At 62.0% G+C, this 17122-nt stretch carries 18 protein-coding genes; 9 read left to right on the top strand and 9 right to left on the bottom strand.

Annotated elements, in window-relative coordinates; genetic code table 11:
- Positions 1-103 precede the first annotated feature (103 nt).
- Complete coding sequence (locus E5W70_RS21600; RefSeq protein WP_292662116.1) at positions 104-958, bottom strand: aldo/keto reductase; 855 nt, start codon at positions 956-958, stop codon at positions 104-106.
- 229 nt (positions 959-1187) lie between these two features.
- Here E5W70_RS21600 and E5W70_RS21595 point away from each other — a divergent pair, with 229 nt between their 5' ends.
- The 4 genes from E5W70_RS21595 (at position 1188) to E5W70_RS21580 (ending at position 3564) form a co-directional block, all read left to right on the top strand.
- On the top strand, positions 1188-1823 hold the full coding sequence (locus E5W70_RS21595) for an ankyrin repeat domain-containing protein (protein ID WP_292662113.1): 636 nt from the start codon (positions 1188-1190) through the stop codon (positions 1821-1823).
- 144 nt (positions 1824-1967) lie between these two features.
- On the top strand, positions 1968-2357 hold the full coding sequence (locus tag E5W70_RS21590) for a metalloregulator ArsR/SmtB family transcription factor (RefSeq protein WP_292662110.1): 390 nt from the start codon (positions 1968-1970) through the stop codon (positions 2355-2357).
- Entirely contained in the window at positions 2354-2887 is a 534-nt protein-coding gene (locus E5W70_RS21585) for an SRPBCC family protein (RefSeq protein WP_292662107.1), read from the top strand. The genes E5W70_RS21590 and E5W70_RS21585 overlap by 4 nt, the downstream gene beginning before the upstream one ends.
- Positions 2888-2988: 101 nt before the next feature.
- Positions 2989-3564: a dihydrofolate reductase family protein gene (locus E5W70_RS21580; RefSeq protein WP_292662105.1), complete on the top strand. Its 576-nt coding sequence runs from the start codon at positions 2989-2991 to the stop codon at positions 3562-3564.
- A gap of 64 nt (positions 3565-3628) precedes the next feature.
- On the opposite strand, the gene E5W70_RS21575 is transcribed toward E5W70_RS21580, so the two are convergent.
- From E5W70_RS21575 to E5W70_RS21550, 6 genes are all read right to left on the bottom strand, one after another.
- Positions 3629-4429, bottom strand: a complete 801-nt coding sequence (locus E5W70_RS21575; RefSeq protein WP_292662102.1) for a class I SAM-dependent methyltransferase — start codon at positions 4427-4429, stop codon at positions 3629-3631.
- Between the two features lie 152 nt (positions 4430-4581).
- Positions 4582-5493, bottom strand: a complete 912-nt coding sequence (locus E5W70_RS21570) for a DUF930 domain-containing protein (RefSeq protein WP_292662100.1) — start codon at positions 5491-5493, stop codon at positions 4582-4584.
- Positions 5494-5675: 182 nt separating this feature from the next.
- Positions 5676-6425: a glucose 1-dehydrogenase gene (locus tag E5W70_RS21565; protein WP_292662097.1), complete on the bottom strand. Its 750-nt coding sequence runs from the start codon at positions 6423-6425 to the stop codon at positions 5676-5678.
- Positions 6426-6472: 47 nt separating this feature from the next.
- Complete coding sequence (locus E5W70_RS21560) at positions 6473-7477, bottom strand: sugar-binding protein (RefSeq protein ID WP_292662094.1); 1005 nt, start codon at positions 7475-7477, stop codon at positions 6473-6475.
- Between the two features lie 53 nt (positions 7478-7530).
- Positions 7531-8592: an ABC transporter permease gene (locus tag E5W70_RS21555; protein WP_023677317.1), complete on the bottom strand. Its 1062-nt coding sequence runs from the start codon at positions 8590-8592 to the stop codon at positions 7531-7533.
- 55 nt (positions 8593-8647) lie between these two features.
- Positions 8648-9388, bottom strand: a complete 741-nt coding sequence (locus E5W70_RS21550) for an ATP-binding cassette domain-containing protein (protein ID WP_292662091.1) — start codon at positions 9386-9388, stop codon at positions 8648-8650.
- Between the two features lie 441 nt (positions 9389-9829).
- Between E5W70_RS21550 and E5W70_RS21545 the strand changes: the two genes are divergently transcribed.
- Positions 9830-11263 carry a hypothetical protein gene (locus tag E5W70_RS21545; RefSeq protein ID WP_292662088.1) on the top strand — a complete coding sequence of 478 codons (1434 nt, stop codon included), beginning with the start codon at positions 9830-9832 and terminating at the stop codon, positions 11261-11263.
- A 133-nt stretch (positions 11264-11396) separates the two neighbouring features.
- Complete coding sequence (locus tag E5W70_RS21540; RefSeq protein ID WP_292662085.1) at positions 11397-12959, top strand: serine hydrolase; 1563 nt, start codon at positions 11397-11399, stop codon at positions 12957-12959.
- 30 nt (positions 12960-12989) lie between these two features.
- Here E5W70_RS21540 and E5W70_RS21535 read toward each other — a convergent pair whose 3' ends face one another.
- Complete coding sequence (locus E5W70_RS21535; protein ID WP_292662070.1) at positions 12990-13925, bottom strand: hypothetical protein; 936 nt, start codon at positions 13923-13925, stop codon at positions 12990-12992.
- A 288-nt stretch (positions 13926-14213) separates the two neighbouring features.
- Between E5W70_RS21535 and E5W70_RS21530 the strand changes: the two genes are divergently transcribed.
- On the top strand, positions 14214-14654 hold the full coding sequence (locus E5W70_RS21530; protein ID WP_292662068.1) for a hypothetical protein: 441 nt from the start codon (positions 14214-14216) through the stop codon (positions 14652-14654).
- A gap of 18 nt (positions 14655-14672) precedes the next feature.
- Here the strand turns inward: E5W70_RS21530 and E5W70_RS21525 are convergent, their stop codons facing one another.
- Positions 14673-15284 (bottom strand): TetR/AcrR family transcriptional regulator, encoded by a 612-nt coding sequence (locus E5W70_RS21525; protein WP_292662065.1) that lies wholly within the window; start codon positions 15282-15284, stop codon positions 14673-14675.
- Between the two features lie 729 nt (positions 15285-16013).
- Between E5W70_RS21525 and E5W70_RS21520 the strand changes: the two genes are divergently transcribed.
- Together E5W70_RS21520 and E5W70_RS21515 are read left to right on the top strand one after the other, a co-directional pair.
- On the top strand, positions 16014-16499 hold the full coding sequence (locus tag E5W70_RS21520; protein WP_292662061.1) for a (2Fe-2S)-binding protein: 486 nt from the start codon (positions 16014-16016) through the stop codon (positions 16497-16499).
- The coding region (locus tag E5W70_RS21515) for an FAD binding domain-containing protein (RefSeq protein ID WP_292662058.1) at positions 16496-17122 on the top strand (627 nt) is incomplete at its 3' end. The genes E5W70_RS21520 and E5W70_RS21515, both read left to right, overlap by 4 nt.

Below are 17122 nucleotides of genomic sequence, written 5' to 3'. Positions count from 1 at the left end.
CGCACACCTGTTCGCGATGTCCCAGGTCCAAACACCCCCTTGAGGGGGAGATGTCCGGCAGGGCAGAGGGGGTGTGAAGGAATGCCAACGTCCCAGTTGGCCCTCAGAACAGGAATGCGGCCGTAGCGGGGTTCGGGCCGGTGCGGCCGTCGGGCGAATCCATGCCCCGGATAAGCTCGAGGTCGTTCGCTTCCAGCTCGAAATCGAAGACATCGAAATTGGTGGCGATCCGATCCTGGTGGATCGACTTTGGAATGACGATCAGCCCTTCCTGAAGGTGCCCCCTGACGATCGTCTGCGCCACCGACTTGCCGTGTTTCCTGGCAATGCTTTCAAGCGTCGGATCGCCCAACAGCCGGCCGCTGCCCAGCGGGCTCCAGCTCTCGATGCGGATGTTGTGCCTGTCATGGAATTCGCGTTTGTCACGCTGCTGGAAGCGGGGGTGGAGCTCGATCTGGTTGACGGTCGGCGTGACGCCGGTCTCGCCGATGATCCGTTCGAGATGGTCCTGGTTGAAGTTCGAAACGCCGATCGACTTGATCCGGCCTGATTGCCTGAGTTCGACCAGCGTCTTCCAGGCCTCGACATATCTGTCCTGGCTGGGCACCGGCCAATGGATCAGGAACAGGTCGATCTGTTCGATGCCGAGCTTGCTCATCGTCTCGTCGAAGGCGCGCAAGGCGGCGTCGCGCTGATGCGCGCCGTTGCGCAGTTTCGAGGTGATGAACAACTCGCTTCTCGGCACGCCGGCCGAGCGGATTGCCTGCCCGACACCTTCCTCGTTCTGATAGCCTTCGGCGGTGTCGATCAGGCTGTAGCCGGCCTCGATTCCCCAGCGCACCACCTTGGCGGTGATGGCTGGATCGACCTGCCACACGCCGAGGCCGATTTGCGGAATGGCGGAGCCGTCGTTCAATCTGATTTGTTCAGGTCTATTCAGGGTAATCTGTTCAGGCATGTTCAGGTCCTTCTGCATCGTTCCGCCCGGCGCACGCTCTATCTAGTCTGGATGGCCGCCAAAGCCAGTCGATATCAGGTGAATGTGAGGAGACGGACGTGAAGCGCTGATCCTCCGCTTCGGGCCGACAGCTCTCTGTGACCCACGGACTCCAGGGAACTCTACACAGGACGACCCCACTGTCGCGGATTCTGTGGTATTCTGTGGACTATCCGAGGAGAGGACTGCGTTGACCAACAGCTTGGAAGCCGAAGGGGCAAGAGACTGGTCTCCCCTGCTGGTCGCGGCAGAAAGAGGCGATGCGGAGGCGGTTCGATCGGAATTGGCGGCTGGCGCCGATATCAATCAGTCGGACGACGGCGGCTGGTCTGCACTTCACCTTTCAGCCCTCAATGACCGCACAGCTGTGGTCGAGGTGCTGATCGAAGACCCGGAAATCGACGTGAATTCCAGAAACAAGTGGAAGAGCACTCCCTTGAGCCTTGCGTCGGCCAAGGGACATTACGCGTGTATCTCAGTCCTCGTGAGACACCCCCAAATAGAGATCAACGCGCGAGCTGACTACTACGGCAGAACGGCTCTTATCGAGGCGGCGAAGAACGGGCATCTCGAAGTCGTCAAGTTGCTCGTGGAGAATGGCGCGGAAGTAAATCTGACCGACAAGACGGGGAGAAACAACGCGCTCATCGAGGCTATCAAGGGGCGGCACTACGAGATCGCGGAATACCTGCTGGATTCTGGGAAAGTGAGCTTTATCAACAAAGAGATGAGGCTAAACGCCCTGATCTGGGCTGGCAGCTGCCACAACCCTCAGCTTATCGAAAAGCTGGAAACCGCGATCCACAGTTTCTTCGACGGCAAATAAGGGCCTCGCCCCTACTGTCGCGGGCGCGTCCGTATCTCCCGTCACGTCGATACGCTCGATCGCGCAAACGGCCCCGCGGCGCTTCCCACGAATTATTCAACCAAACGGTTGACTATCCGAAGCTGCGCGTCTATATTCAACTACATGGTTGAATTAGAGACGCCTCAGATGGATGCGGTTTTTCACGCCCTTGGCGACGCCACCCGCCGGCACATGCTTCGCGATCTCGCGGATGGAGAGAAAACGGTAAGCCAACTGGCGGAACCCTTCGCGATGTCGCTTGCGGCCGCCTCCAAGCACATCAAGGCGCTGGAGAACGCAGGGCTTATTCGTCGAGAGGTGAGGGGCCGCACGCATCTGTGCCGACTAGCTCCTGGACCGCTGGCCAGCGCCCATCAGTGGCTCAGCTTCTACGAGCGCTTCTGGACGGGGCGTCTCGATGTTCTCGAACGCCTTCTTCGCGAAGAGGACGCACGCAAAGCCCAGGATGAGCCCAGGAAATCGCCCAACCCGAAAGAAGGAGACGAGCAATGAACCAGATGAGAACCATCGACGCCTATGGCGAGCTGAGCGAGCCCGCCACGTTCACCATCCAGCGCCTTTTGCCCGGCCCTATCGAGCGCGTCTGGGCCTACCTCACCGAGAGTGACCTGCGCCGGCAATGGATGGCCGCGGGCCAGATGGAAATGAAGGCGGGCAGCTCGTTCGAGTTCGTCTGGCGTAACGACGAGCTGACCGACCCGCCTGGCCAGCGCCCCGCGGGCTTTCCCGAAGAGCACCGGATGGAGGGCCGGATCACCGAACTCGATCCGCCGCGCAAGCTTTCCATCACCTGGGGAAATACCGGCGGCGTCTCCTTCCTGCTGGAGGCGAAGGGTAGCGATGTGCTGCTCACCGTCGTCCATCGGCGCCTGCCGGAACGTGCAATCGAGCTCAACATCACCGCCGGCTGGCACGTGCACCTCGACCTGCTGGCCGCCCGCCTGGCGGGCAAGACACCGACCTCGTTCTGGGACGGCTGGAGCCGCCTGCGGGAAGAATACGACCGCCGCCTGCCGGCCTGATGTAACTCGCGGCGGCCATCCCTGAGGTCGCCGCCAGCCACACGAAGCAACGATGAACCGATGAAACGTGCTTGCATCCCGCAAGCCTGATGGAGGAAGTCATGCGTAAATTGATCACTGGAATGAAAATTTCCGTCGACGGCAAGATGGAGGGACCCGAGGGCTACGCTGATTGGGTCGATGCGTGGTCTGAGGAATACGGCCTGACGCCGCAAATCGATGCCTGCCTGCTTGGCAGCGTCATGTATGCCGGCTACGAGCGCTACTGGAGCGCCATCCAGAACGAGCCCGACAAGCCGCTGCCGATGACCGGCAAATTGCCGAAGCCGGCCGAGCTCGAATGGGCCCGCTTCGCCGCGCAGACCCCGCATTATGTGCTGTCGAACACAATGACTTCGGCGGCTTGGCCAAAGACGCGCTTCGTGCGGAATTTCGAGGATATCGCTGCGCTCAAGCAGCAGCCCGGCAAAGACATCTACCTTATGGGCGGCGCCCGAATTACCGCGAGCCTTATCGATGCCGGGCTGGTCGATGAACTCAGGCTGATCGTCTATCCGCTGCTTGCCGGCGAAGGAAAGGCGCTGTTTGGGACGGCGAAAAATCGTCGTGGGCTCGAGCTGCGCAAAGTGGAGCAGCTTTCGGACGGCCGCGTCGGGCTGGTCTACGGGATCGGCTAAAGCGCGTCGCGTTCGATCGGCCTCATGCGACGCGCTTTTTGCGCGGCATGCATTAGCGCCAACGTCAGGCAACGACGCCGCGGCAGGCCCAGGCGACATTGGCAAAGGACCTCGGGCCGTCGGGCCGGCCGGCCTCATAGGCGTCGCGCATGGCGGCGTCGGTGCGCGCCCGCTCTTCCGGATCGAGCGCGGCCACATACTTGCCGAGTGGCCCTTCGCCGGCGGCAATCGGCGCCCAGTAATCGTCGAAGTTCTGATACTCCATGCGGATCATCAGCTCCGTCTCCGTAACGTCGCGGAGACCCTGTTCGACAAAGGTCCGTTTCATTTCACCCGGCTGCATCATCGGCTGAGTGCAATAGCGGGCGCGCAGCTGGCGTCCGCCTTCGCTGAGCACCGCCACCGTGTCGATCATCATGCGCATCCCGGGCATGCCGCCGAGATGGTCCCATACCGTCGCCGCGACCACGCCGCCCGGCCGCACGACGCGGCGCATCTCGGCGACTGCCTTGCCGGCTTCGGGCACGAAATGGAGCACGAGCAGCGCCAGGGCACGGTCGAACGCGCCGTCCTCAAAGGGCAGGGCGCAGGCGTCCGCCTGGCGGATTTTTATCCGCGGATCGGTGTTGCGCCGGATTGCCTCCTCGACGAAAACGGCCGAAAAGTCGATAGCGGCGACCTCACTGAGGTCAGCGGCCTTGACGAGCGCGAAGGTCAGGCTGCCGGTGCCGCAGCCGACGTCGAGGATTGTTTCGCCGTCTTTAAGCCCCGCGAAGTCGATGAACAGGGGCGCGAGCTTTTGGCTCCAGCGGCCCATGAGCTGCTCATAGCCGGCAGCATGGTGAACATTGAAACTTGAAGTCATCGAAGTCTCCTCCCAAAGCCGTATGCTAGACTTCGGCGGCCGCTGACGAAAGCCACTTTTGGCGTGTGTTGGTTCGGTCACCCGGGGCGCGCGAAGACATCGCCGGCCGGATTTGATGGCGCCGGACAGCCAGCCTTCGTGGCCTCGACCACCTATTCGGCGGGCAACCCGCGGCGCTTCCATTCGCTGCGCGGCACCGGATTTCCAACACGAAAGGCGAAGGAAACCACTTTCGTGGCGTCCGGGTCGACCTCACAACGATAGCTCAGATTGTACCATTGCCCGCTGGCGCGGAACGGCGCACTGGCGACGTTCATGACCGTGCCGGCCTTCAGCCGATACTCAAGCAAGCTGTCTGGAAAATAGGGGGGCGAGGCGTGCACCAATTGCTGTGCGAGTTCCGTGTTGCAGAGCTGACCGATCCGCACGGCGCGCGGCACATTTTTCATGGCGGTTGTCGCTACCGGATCACCGGTTGCTATTTGCGAGAACAATTTTTTCGCTTTTTCAAGCTTCAACGGCTTTTGCACTTTGGCGACATCCGCAGGCTTGGGCTTCGGCGGCTGGGCCGCGGCCGGCTGCGCAGCCTGGTCCTTCCCTTCGGCCGCTGTCACGGCAGATGGCTGCGCAAGCTCCTGTTTATCCGGATCTTGCGGCGCCGCCGGTGACTGCGAACCATCCTCCGCGCTGTTGCCATCCAGAGACCTCCGGGGACCGGCGTCCTTGTCGCCGAATTGGAAGACAGGCCTCTGCGCGGCGACCTCACGGCTCGCAGGCGTCTCGACCTTTGCTTCCGGCGACTTTTCCGGCTGGGGCGGTTCAGCGGGAGACGGAGGCTTGGTTTTTTCCGGCGGTTTAGGCGGCGGCACAATATCCACCGCGATGGCCTGCTCCTTCCCTGGCTGCGAGAGCGTTGCCGGCAGTCCGAACAATAAAAGCGCGACGATGAGCAGATGCAGCGCAATCGAGGTGGGCAAGGCCCACCCGAATACCCGGCGCTGATCCCGTATGTCGTTTCTCATCGTGACCGGTGTGTGGAATGAAATATTGGCGGCATCAAGCATCGATGCCGCCAGACGTCGAAATAACCCGTTGCGAATCGAAAATCGGCGGCTGCAACACGGCGCGTCATCCAATCGTCTGGCGTCGGCGTCCGCGCAGGGGACCTGGCCAGCAGCAGATGCAGCAGCTCGTCATTCAGGCGGCTAGCAGGCACGCCCTGCCGGCACGGTGTCGCCGGTTGAAATCACAGGGAAACCGATAGCCCGCCGTCAACCGCCAGCACGTGCCCGTTGACGTAAGCGGCAGCGTCGGAGGCGAGAAACACCACGGCTCCGCCGAGTTCCTCAGGCTGGGCCCAGCGGCCCGCGGGGGTTCGTGCCTCGACCCATTTGGTGAAGGCTTCGTCGCGCATAAGTGCGGTGTTGAGCTCGGTGGCGAAATAGCCGGGGGCGATGGCGTTGACGGTGATGCCGTGGCGGCCCAGCTCAGCGGCAGTGGAGCGTGTCAGCCCGTGCAGGCCCGCCTTTGCCGCCACATAGGCGTGAATGGTGGGACGGCCAAGGATCGCTGCGACCGATCCGGTGTTTATTATGCGCCCGAACTTGTTTGGCAGCATCAGGCGCACCGCGTCGCGCATCATGCGGAAGCAAGCCGACAGATTGACGGCAACCACATGGTTGAAATCCTCGTCCTGCCATTCGACCAACGGTTTCCGATGCTGGATGCCGGCGTTGTTGACCAGAATGTCGAGGCGGCCGTGGCGTTCGACGATTCCTTCGAGCGACGCCCTTGAGATCGCCGGGTCGGTGACATCGAACGGCAGGGCTTCTGCACCGATCCTCTCGGCCGCTACGGAAAGGGCGGCCATGTCGCGGGCATTGACGATCACCGTCGCACCGTTTTCCGCAAGTGCCTTGGCCATGGCAAAACCAAGACCACGCGAGGCACCCGTGACCAACGCGACACGGCCCTTGAGCGAGAATAATTCCGGCATTGAGATCCCCTATGAAAAGGGCGGGAGTTTCCTCCCGCCCAAAAGCACTATTTGGCGACGCAGGTGTCGGCTGTCTCTGGAGTGCAGACATCGAGGCCCGTGTAGGTCGGGTCGGCCGGCGGAGCCTTGCCGTCCTTCATGTCCTTCAGCGCCATCATGGTCTTGAAGCCCATCTCGAACGGCCGCTGGCCGACCTGGCCAAGGGAGAAACCTTCCTTCATCTGGTCGATCTGTACCGGAAGCGTGTCGGCGACGACAAGGGCCAGGGCTTTCGAGGCGATCTTGTCCTTGTACGGTGCGACCGCGGCGCGGTTGGCATCAGGAATGAACTGCGGGAAGCCGCCGGTTGGGATGAATGCGTCGAGGTTCGGGTTTTTCGCCATGATATCCTCGAACTGTTGCACCGAAAGCGGGAAATCATCGTTGGTGTAGAGCGGACAGCCTTCGATTTCGGTCCAGCCGTTCTGGCCCGTCAGCCGATCCCCGGGCGAGGCCGCCGATTTGGTGCCCGAAAGCGTATCGCGAATGCCTTGCATGCGCTCGTTGTGGTTGGCCGCCGCGGCGCCGCCCGACTGGATGCAGATCGTGCCGCCTTTTGGCTTGATCTGCATGACAAGCTTAGCAAGGTTCTCGCCGATCTCGTAATTGTGCGTTCCGATATAGGCAACGCGCAGATCCTTGTTTTCGGGCAGGAGATCGGAGTCCCAGGTGAGGACCGGGATTCCGGCATCCTTGGCGGCCTGCAGCGCAACCGCCATCGCCGCGGCGTTCGAAGGCGAGACGGCGATGCCGTCCACCTTCTTGGCCACGAGATCCTGCACGATCTGCACCTGCTCGTCGCCGCCGCCATGTTCGCCGGGGCCGATATACATGCACTCCACCGCGCCTTTGGATTCGGCTTCGGCCTTCTTGCAGCCGTCGCGTGCCTGGTCGAAGAAAGGATTGTTCATGTTCTTCGGCACGAGGGCGAAGGTGTATTTCGCCTGGGCGCCGGAAACGGCGAGCACCATTGCGCCAAGCGCGACGGCGGCCGTGAGCAGATGTTTTTTCATGTGACGTTTTCCTCCTTGGTGTGATGTCCCGCAGGCCTCCCGCCGGCGGGTTTCTAGCGGCGTTTTTTGGGCATCAAGACTGCCAGCGACGCGGCGAGAATCGATTTGCCGCCGGTTTGCATGCCCAAGAGAACCGCAAGAACGATGAAGGCGCCGACGAAGGCACCCTGCCAGTTTGAATCGATGCCGGCCATCAGCAGCGCATTCCTGATCACCTCGAGAAAGGCCGAACCGATGATTGCACCGAAGGCCGTCCCGGCGCCGCCCATGAGGCTGGCGCCGCCAATGACTGTCGCGGCGATAACGCGCAGCTCATAGCCTTGGCCCATGGCATTGATGGCCGAGCCGTTATAGCCGAGGAGCAGGAGCGAGGCGAGCGCGGCGGTGAAAGCCGAGAAGACATAGGCCTGGAATTTAATCCAGTTGACCGGAACGCCGGTGAGCCGTGCCGCCTCCTCATTGCCGCCGATGGCGAAGAGATGCCGGGCCCAGGCAGTGAAATTGAACACGAAGCCGACAATCAGGGCCAGGATCACCATGGTCCAGAATTGTGACGACAGTTCTGGTATCCAATGCGGTGCCCAGTCGTTCGGACCATGCCGCGGCCATTTCCACTGACCGATCGCCTTCACGATCGGAGCATCGGGCCCGAACTGGTAGAGCATCTGGTTGGCCGAGAATACGACCGCCAGCGAGCGCGCGACGGACAGCATGCCGAGGGTGACCACAAAGGACGGCATCCCGACATAGGCGACAAAGAATCCGTTGACGGCGCCACAGGCCAGACCGGAGAAAAGGCCCATGGCGAAGGCGACGTACCAGGGATAATGCCAGGTGAGGAACAGGCCGGCGACGATGACCACGAGACCCATGACGGAGCCGACCGACAGATCGATACCGCCGGTGATGATGACGATCGTCATGCCAAGTGCCATGATGCCGAAAGGTGCGAAGTTGCGCGTTACATTGGCGACGTTTTCAGAGGTGCCGAAGCTCGGCTCCATCGCAGTCATCAACATGACGAGCGCGATGAGCGCGATCGTCACCCAGAAGGGCTGACTTGAAATCACACGTTGGAGAACTGTTTTTTCCTTGGTCGGAACGAAATCCGACATGGCCGGCCGGCTATGTTCTTCGACTGAGGCCTGAACGCCAACTGACTCCTGAACACTATTCGCCACGGATGGCCCCCGTTATCAGTCCAGTGATTTCCTCGGGCGATGTTTTGTCGGCTGGCTTGTCGGCAACTTTCGAGCCCCGCCTGAGGACGATAATACGATCTGCCACGGCGAACACGTCAGGCATTCGGTGACTGATCAGCATGACGCCGACTCCTTGCGCTTTGAGGCGTCGGATCAGTTCAAGTACCTCCGCCACCTGGCGCACGGAGATGGCGGCCGTTGGTTCGTCCATCAGCACCAGCTTGGCGTTCGAAAGCCGGGTCCGCGCGATGGCGACCGCCTGGCGCTGCCCACCCGACATCTTCCTGACGAGGTCGCGCGGCCGGGTTTCCGATTTGAGTTCCTTGAACAGCGCTGCCGAGCGATCGATCATCGCCTGCTTGTCAAGAATCCTGATCGGCCAGAAGCCTTTCTTGATCTCGCGCCCCAGAAAGACGTTCTGCGCGGCCGTCAAATTATCGGCGAGCGCCAGGTCCTGATAAACGACTTCGATCCCCTTGGCGCGGGCCTGCACGGGCTGGTGGAAGTGGCACACCTCGCCGTCTACTGCAATTTCGCCGTCGCTCGGAGGAAAATTCCCGGCCACGGTCTTGACTATCGTCGACTTGCCAGCGCCGTTGTCCCCCATCAGACCAACGACTTCGCCTCGCTCCACCTGGAAGCTGACGTCAGTCAGGGCCTGGATAGCCCCGAAATTCTTGGAGACGTGGCGAACCTCAAGCACCGGCATCGCGGTCCTCCCGGGACAACATTTATCGGTCTTGTCCCTGGTCAATGCACAGCAGCTAATCAGCGAAACGTATTCAACACAATCATTTATTAGGTCAGGCCTCCCGGCAGTGACACGCCTCGTCCGAGTGTGACTTGTAGCTGCTGCAGAGCACCGAGGCGCTCGCCCGATCCTTACACAATCACCAGGCGATCCTCAGGCTTGCGCCGCTCCATATCCGTTTCGGGTGAAATGAGTGGCATTTTGCGAGCGGCGCCAACGGCTGGGGTATGGCGCGCGGCAGAACGCGTCATTCAAACACACGAGGACAGTGGCCAAGCCTGTCCCTAGCGTGCGTCGGCCAGAGCGCACGTCAGGAGATGAACCCGTATTCGGGGGAGGCGAGGGTCAAGTGTTGAAAGTCCGCTCCGTAACGGCGCTGCACGAGAGGGATATTCGGTCATGAATTTCAAAGGTTTGATCAAGCGTGCCGAGACTGTGGAGAGAGCATTCAAGGAGCTCGAAACCGATTTGGCGGATGCGTTTAGCGAATGTCTCAACGTGGACGATCAGTCGCCGTTGAACGACGTCACTGTGCCGGATGAGACTGTGTCGGATGAGAATCTCGCGGCAACGGATGACAGCTCGCAGCTCGAGGCCAATGCGGACGCCTTCGAGACCGCACGACGGCTGACCCCCCATACGCAAACCCGGCTGGCTGCCTTAAGTGCGGTCGATGGGCTCTTTCACGACGCGCAGGAGTATCTGGGGGAAATCAACGCGAAACTGTCGGAGATCGCGACCTCGCATCATCTGACAGGCGAATTCCTAAAACTTCTCCACGGCGACATTCTTCGCGCCAACGAATTGGAGCTGGCAAATACCGGCCTGACCGCGCAACAAAGAGTGCTGTCCGAACAGCTCCACGACGCAACCAGAAAGCAGCGCGAGCGCGACAGCGCTATCGAGGCGCTGCAGCAGCACGAAGCGAGCCTGGTCGAGGACAAGGAAGCACTTCGCGGCGCGCTGGCTTCAGCAAGGCTGGAACTCGTCGTGGCAGGCAATGCGAGCGCAAAACGCGAGGCCGAGTTCGGCGAGCTTGTCAAAACGCTCTCGGCCAGAGCCGTCGAGGCCAACAGACGCTCGCGCGAGAACGAGATGCTGCGGGAGAAACATGTCAGCCTGTCAATCGACCTCGACAAGGCGCTGAAACGGGAGGCCGAGGCCCGGCACAGGCTGGACGAACTCTCGACTGTCCATGCCAATGACGCCGCCCAGGTTTCGGAACTGCTGGCTGCGCTTGGCAAGAGCGAGAAAGAGGAGATGCGGCTGCAGAAATCGCTTGATATGGCGCAGGCGAAGCTATCGGAAATGACGGAAGCGGCCCGCATCAGGGACGGTGACAGGCAAGCCGAGCTTGCACGCGGTGTCGCGGAGATGACCGGCTTGCGCTCTGAAATCGAGGATCTCCGATCGCGACTGGAGGCCACCTCCAACCAGAACAGCGAAGCCGCCAGCGAAATCGCCAGGCTCAAGGCTCAAGCGAGCGACGCGGTGGCGGAAAAGCAAATTGTCGAGCAAAAATTGTCTGCTCTCATGAAGGAGAGCGAAAACGACAAGATGAACCTTTCCGCGGTCAGCGCGAATTTTTCGCAGCTTTCCCTGCAGCAGGCATCCGAACAGATACAGTTCGACGTCCAGAGGCAGGAATGCGAGGATCTGCGAGCCGAAGTCGCGTCGCTTCAAGCCCGGGTCAAGGAACTGTTGCCCTATGAGCGGCTCCACAAGGTCACCAACGCCAGGCCGCGTGAAGAAGGCGTGGTCGAGATCACCGCCGCGGTGGCGGAGAAGGCCCGCGCCAGCAGGCGGCGCCTCCGCCTGCGCGCTGCATCCTAGCTCAGGCGCGGCAGTCTGAATTTCGACTGGTGCGAAGCGGACATCCGCCAATGGATTGCGGGGCGAGCGTGAGGCTGGCCTTCCCTGCGTCGGCCTGCAATAGTGCACGCCGGTGAAGCGGAGGGGGCTGAGCATGCGGCTATTCACAAACCGGAACCACCTCCGTTGGAGGATGTTGGCCTTCATCGCAATCATGGTGCTTTTGCCGAAAGCGGCGTCGGCCGACCCCATCCCACCCGACAGGATCGCCGCGGCCCTTGCGAAGCTCGAGTTACTCGCCGAAGGCGTCGTCGCGGATGGTAGCGTGCCCGGTCTGGCCATCGGCGTCGTGCAGGGCGACGAGGTGATCTTCCTCAAGGGGTTCGGGCATCGCGAGGCCGGCAAGCCGGAGGCCGTCGACGCCGACACGGTGTTCCAGATCGCTTCCCTCTCCAAGCCGGTCTCCGCCACCGTCGTGGCGGCGCTGGTCAGCGAGGGGATCGCTTCGTGGGATTCCAAGATCGCCGACCTCGATCCGGCTTTCCGACTCGCTCAGCCCTATCCGACCAGCGAACTCACGGTCCGCGACCTGTTTGCGCACCGCAGCGGAGTTCCCGGCACGGCGGGCGACGACCTCGAGGACATTGGCTATGACCGCGCGGAGATCCTGCGCCGCCTGCGGTTCGTGTCGCCGTCATCGAGCTTTCGTGCCGGCTATTCCTACAGTAATTTCGGACTGACCGAGGGTGCCGTCGCGGCCGCGAAGCCGACGGGCAAGCCGTGGGAAGAGGTCGCCGAAGAGAAGCTCTACCGCCCGCTTGGAATGGCCTCGACCAGTTCGCGCTACTCGGACTTCATCAAGCACGCCAATCGTGCCGAGCTCCACGCCAAGATCGATGGCGCCTGGGCAGCGAAGGTCCAGCGCTATCCGGATGCGCAGGCGCCAGCAGGCGGCGTCAGTTCTACGGCACGCGATCTCTCGCAATGGATGCGCCTTGTGCTTGGCAGCGGGGCCTATGCCGGCAAGACGCTCATCAAGGCCGATGCGCTGGACCAGACACATATTCCCTTGATGGTTCGCGGCAAGAACCCCGTCTCCGGAGGCGAGGCCTTCTACGGCCTCGGCTGGAATGTCGAATTCGGCCGGCACGGGCCGATCTGGGGTCATGCGGGCGCCTTCAGCGCCGGCGCACGCAGCCTGGTGATGCTCTTCCCCGAGGAGAAGCTTGGCATCGTCGTCATCGCCAACGCCTTTCCGACAGGCGTGCCGGAGGGGCTGTCCGACAGCTTCGCCGATCTCGTCTTCGACGGAACGCTGGGGAAGGATAAGGTAAAGGCATGGAATGATATCTATGCAGGCATGTTCGGGCCTGTGATTGCGGCGGCCAAGGCCACCTATGCCGCGCCGCCCTCTCCGGCAAGTCCGGCCGGACCGGCCAGTGCCTACGCAGGCCGCTACTTCAACGACTTCATCGGCGATGCTATTGTGTCAGGCGAAGAAGAGGCCCTTGTCCTCAAGGTCGGGCCCGCCGGTGCGCGGTCCTATCCACTGAAGCATTTCGACCGCGACCTCTTCGTGACCTTCCCCGATGCCGAGATGCCGGACAGGCCCTCGGCCGTCAGCTTTGCCGTCGGCCCCGACGGCAAGGCGTCGGCCGTGACCATTGATTTTCTCAACGACAATCATCTCGGCACGCTGCAACGCGTGGGGGATTAGCCGCCGCGGGGCGGGCGAGCCTTTGCCGGTTCAGGATGCCGGGCCGAACTGGAGCAATTTGAAGCAATCACCGCTGCCCGATGTCGCCTGCGTCAGGAAGGGTTTCGACCGGTCGATCCATTCCTGGTGCGATCTGGCATCGGCTTCGATCTCATTGGCCGGTGCAAGCTTGACGAAACCGCGCCCCTTGCTGAAAAGCCAGCACGCGCGGCCGAGAAACCGCCTGCTGCGCTGGCGCAGGAGATCGGCATCATAAAAGACGTCGAGCACCTCCTGCTTGATCTTCCGCTCCTTTTCGGGATTGGCGATCGCAACCTCGATCGGCTCGCCGCCGATCGCATCCTGCAGGTCCTTGTAATCCAGGGCGATCTGGGTGGTGGCATATTTGATGTCGCTCTCGTCCCGGACGATGTTGAACCATAGCGTGGGGTCGAGCTCGTTGGCGACGAACGATGCTTCGAAGTCGCGTGACAGATTGAGAATATCGAATCCCTGAACATCGACGTCGCGCTCGACCAGAAGGATCTGGGAAACCTGTTTGGCGAGCGCCGTTCCGTGGGCGCTGACGGCGGCATTGTTGCTGCCGAGTTCCGGACTGACATAGGTGCCGCCGTCATCCAGCAGCGCATCGAATTCGCCGAGGGCCTCCACGACAGCGCTGCCGCGGGCAATACGCGCCGCCAGTTTGGCGAGAACCTGCTGGAGCTCCGTTTCGCGCTTGCGCTGGTCCTGATAATTCTGCTGGAAAAAGAAGATGAAAAGGGACACGCCAATCCCGATCATGATCACGCCCAGCTGCGAAAAGATATTGCGATAATATTCCAGCAGCTTTTCACGATGGCGCACGTCGTCGCGCACACTGTGCGCCACACGAAGATTGACGATCAGCGAAACGATCAGGAGCCCGGCACCGACCAGGATCAGGCCGCCGATCAGCAGGTAGCCATAGCCCGAGTTCAAATCCATTCTTTTGCCGCGCTCCCCGAAACCCCAGACAGCGCAGACTAATACCATTCCGCTTCAACACCTACGTTTTCATAGGAGCGCCGGCGAAGGATCCCCACCATTCGGCCACTGTTCTTACAGCCAGGTCTATGCTCGCCATCCGCCTCGTTTCGTGGCGGTCTTCTCGCAGCCGGATTCAGGCCGCGTGCTTGGAACCAATGACGGGCGAGACTGTTCAGCTATGACTTTGATCCGACGCTGGCGTGCCCGGCCCGGCTGGGCATGCGGCGATCTTGAGGAGTTCTCATCATGAAGATTTCGTCCAGGTTTCGTTCAGTCGTGGTTGCCGTCATCACTGCGGCGGCAGTTAGTTTTGCCAGCGTCGCGCATGCCGACAGCGGTACGATCCGCTTCGCCGTCTACAAGGCGGCCTTCTTCATCGGCGGCTCCGGAGGCGAGGGCACACTGACCTTCCATGGTCGCCGATATCCCATCTCGGTCGGCGGCATCTCGGGCGGCCTCGCCTTCGGCGCCTCCAAGACCTATTTCAAAGGTACCGTGCGCCACATACGCCGCGCCCGGGATGTGACCGGGGTGTACGGTGCAGCGGGCGGTGGCGGCGCGCTCGGCAAAGGGGCCCAGGTGATCGTCATGACCAATGACAAGGGTGCCCAACTCGAACTCACGGGCAGGCAGGTAGGCCTGCAAGTCAATGCCGATCTCAGCGGGATGAGCATCTCGCTGAAATAAGGACAGTCACTGCATTCGTCATTCCTTGGATGGGCCGGATTTGGCCGCTCCAAACCGCAGCCCATCCATCAGCAGCGACACCAATCGGCGCGAGCGGTCGCGCCAGTCCTTGGTGTCCGGGGCCGAATAGATGCCGCCCAGCGCATGCAGCACGTCGGAGGCACCGACGTCGCCGCGGATCGAGCCGTGGGCGACCGCGGCATCGATCAGCCGCCGCAAGGCGAGCGTCACCCTGCCCGAAACGTCGGAGAACAGGGTGGAGTTGGTCGTGAGCAGGATGCGCAGGCTTGTCGATAGCCCGCGCTTGGTGGCGATATAGTCGACGAAGCGCTGCATCCATTGTTCGAGCGCCATGTCGGGCGGATGATCGCGAGCGAGCTCGTCGGCCGCCTGGCACAGTCCTTCCACTTCGCGCCGGTAGACCACCTCGACCAGGTGCTCGCGGGTTGGAAAATGCCGGTAGAGCGTGCCGATGCCGACGCCGGCCTGGCGCGCAATCTCCTCCAGCGAGGCATCGACGCCATGCGCGGCAAAGGCTTTTGCCGCGACCTCGACCAGCGCGTCGCGGTTGCGCTGCGCATCGGCGCGCAGCGGTTTTGCAACGGCGGCTTCGGCCTTATCTCGAGGCATGACGGGCGGCTCCGCGGCCAATTTTTTCTCCAGTGTTGATCCGAAGCATAACCGAATAGGCAGGCCCCGTTTCAAGAACGCAGACGCTTCCACCTTCGTTACGTCTCCGACAAATATAATCGCAAGTAAATATAATCACAGGATCGAGTCTGCGCCGGCGTTCCGGCAAGCGAGGCATCTTGCCCGCCTCCGGTGGACGACCGGTGGATGACGACGAAGGATATTTCCTCGCGGCCGGCACTCCTCATCTGTTCGGCCGATGCCATGGGGCAAAAATGAGCCCACGTTGAGCACGATCCCCTCAGGATCATTGGACTGTCCTGCCCCTACAGACAGTCCAGAGAGCACCACCGGCTTGGGCCGGTGGTGCTTTTTTGTCTCCAGGCATGACGGCTGGCTGCCCTGCCAATTCTCTCCAATGTCGATCAATTTCGATCCGGGGCTTGAACAGGGCAGGGCAGGCCCTTAGGTAATAAACGGAGGCGCCTCCGATTTGTGGAGCGCCTTTATCATGTAATCACGGGATCGGGTATGTCACGTCTTTCGACCTCGCAAGCCGCGGCCCTACCGGAGGTCGCACCAAGTCAAGCGGACCCCCTCTGCCCTGCCGGGCATCTCCCCCGCAAGGGGCGAGACTAGCCTTCACCTAGCCATAAGCTGACCTTGCCGCTCGCCGGCCGGGCGCCAGATCAATCCCTCCCGCGTCAAGCAACTGGAGCCAGACGCCCCATGACAAGCAAAACCCGAACTCCAATCCAACTTCAAATCAACGGACATCGACATGAGCTGGAGGTCGAACCGCGCGTTACGCTGCTCGACGCCTTGCGCGATCATCTCGGCCTGACCGGCACCAAGAAGGGCTGCGACCAGGGCCAGTGCGGCGCCTGCACGGTCCATATCGACGGCCAGCGCGTGCTGGCTTGCCTGACGCTTGCCACCCAGGCTGAAGGCAGGGACATCACCACCATCGAAGGGCTTGCCGGGGAGGACGGCACGCTGCATGCGGTGCAGGCCGCCTTCCTCGAACAGGACGCCTTCCAGTGCGGCTATTGCACGCCGGGCCAGATCATGTCGGCGGTCGCCTGCATCCGCGAGGGCCATGCAGGTTCCTACGAGGAGATCCGCGAATACATGGCCGGCAATCTCTGCCGCTGCGGTGCCTATCCTCATATCGTTGCCGCCGTGCGCCAGGCGGCCGTGGAGGCCGCATCATGAGGGACTTTTCGTATCTCCGCGCCGGCTCCGTCGACGCGGCCCGTGAGGCAGCAGCACTGCCGGGCGCCATGCTTTTGGCCGGCGGCACGACGCTTGTCGATCTCGCGAAATGCGGCGTTGCCGAACCCGAGACCGTGGTCGACATCACCCACCTCAAGGGACTGGACACGATTGCCGTCGATGAACGGGGCGCGATGATCGGCGCGCTGGCCAGGATGAGCAGCGTCGCCGATCATGCCGATATCAAGAGCAGGTTCCCCGCCGTCTCGGAAGCATTGTGGCAGGCCGCGTCGGCGCAGCTGCGCAACATGGCGACGATCGGCGGCAATCTGATGCAGCGTACGCGCTGCCCCTATTTCCGCGATCCGGCGAATTTCCCCGCCTGTAACAAGCGCTCGCCCGGCAGCGGCTGCTCGGCGATCGGCGGCGTCACCCGCGGCCATGCCGTGCTCGGCACCAGCGAGGCCTGCATCGCCACCTATCCCGGCGACCTGGCTGTTGCACTCGTCGCCTTCGACGCGATCGTCTATCTCGGCGACCGTCAGGTCGCCGCCGATGATTTTTTCCTGCTGCCTGGCAGCACGCCCGAACGAGAACATGCGATCGCGCCCGGCGAGATGATC

The sequence above is a fragment of the Mesorhizobium sp. genome, from assembly GCF_005063415.1.
In the GTDB taxonomy this organism is placed as follows: Bacteria; Pseudomonadota; Alphaproteobacteria; order Rhizobiales; family Rhizobiaceae; genus Mesorhizobium.
The sequence above is the reverse complement of the archived record's forward strand: the minus strand, read 5'-3'. Positions and strand labels throughout refer to the sequence as shown.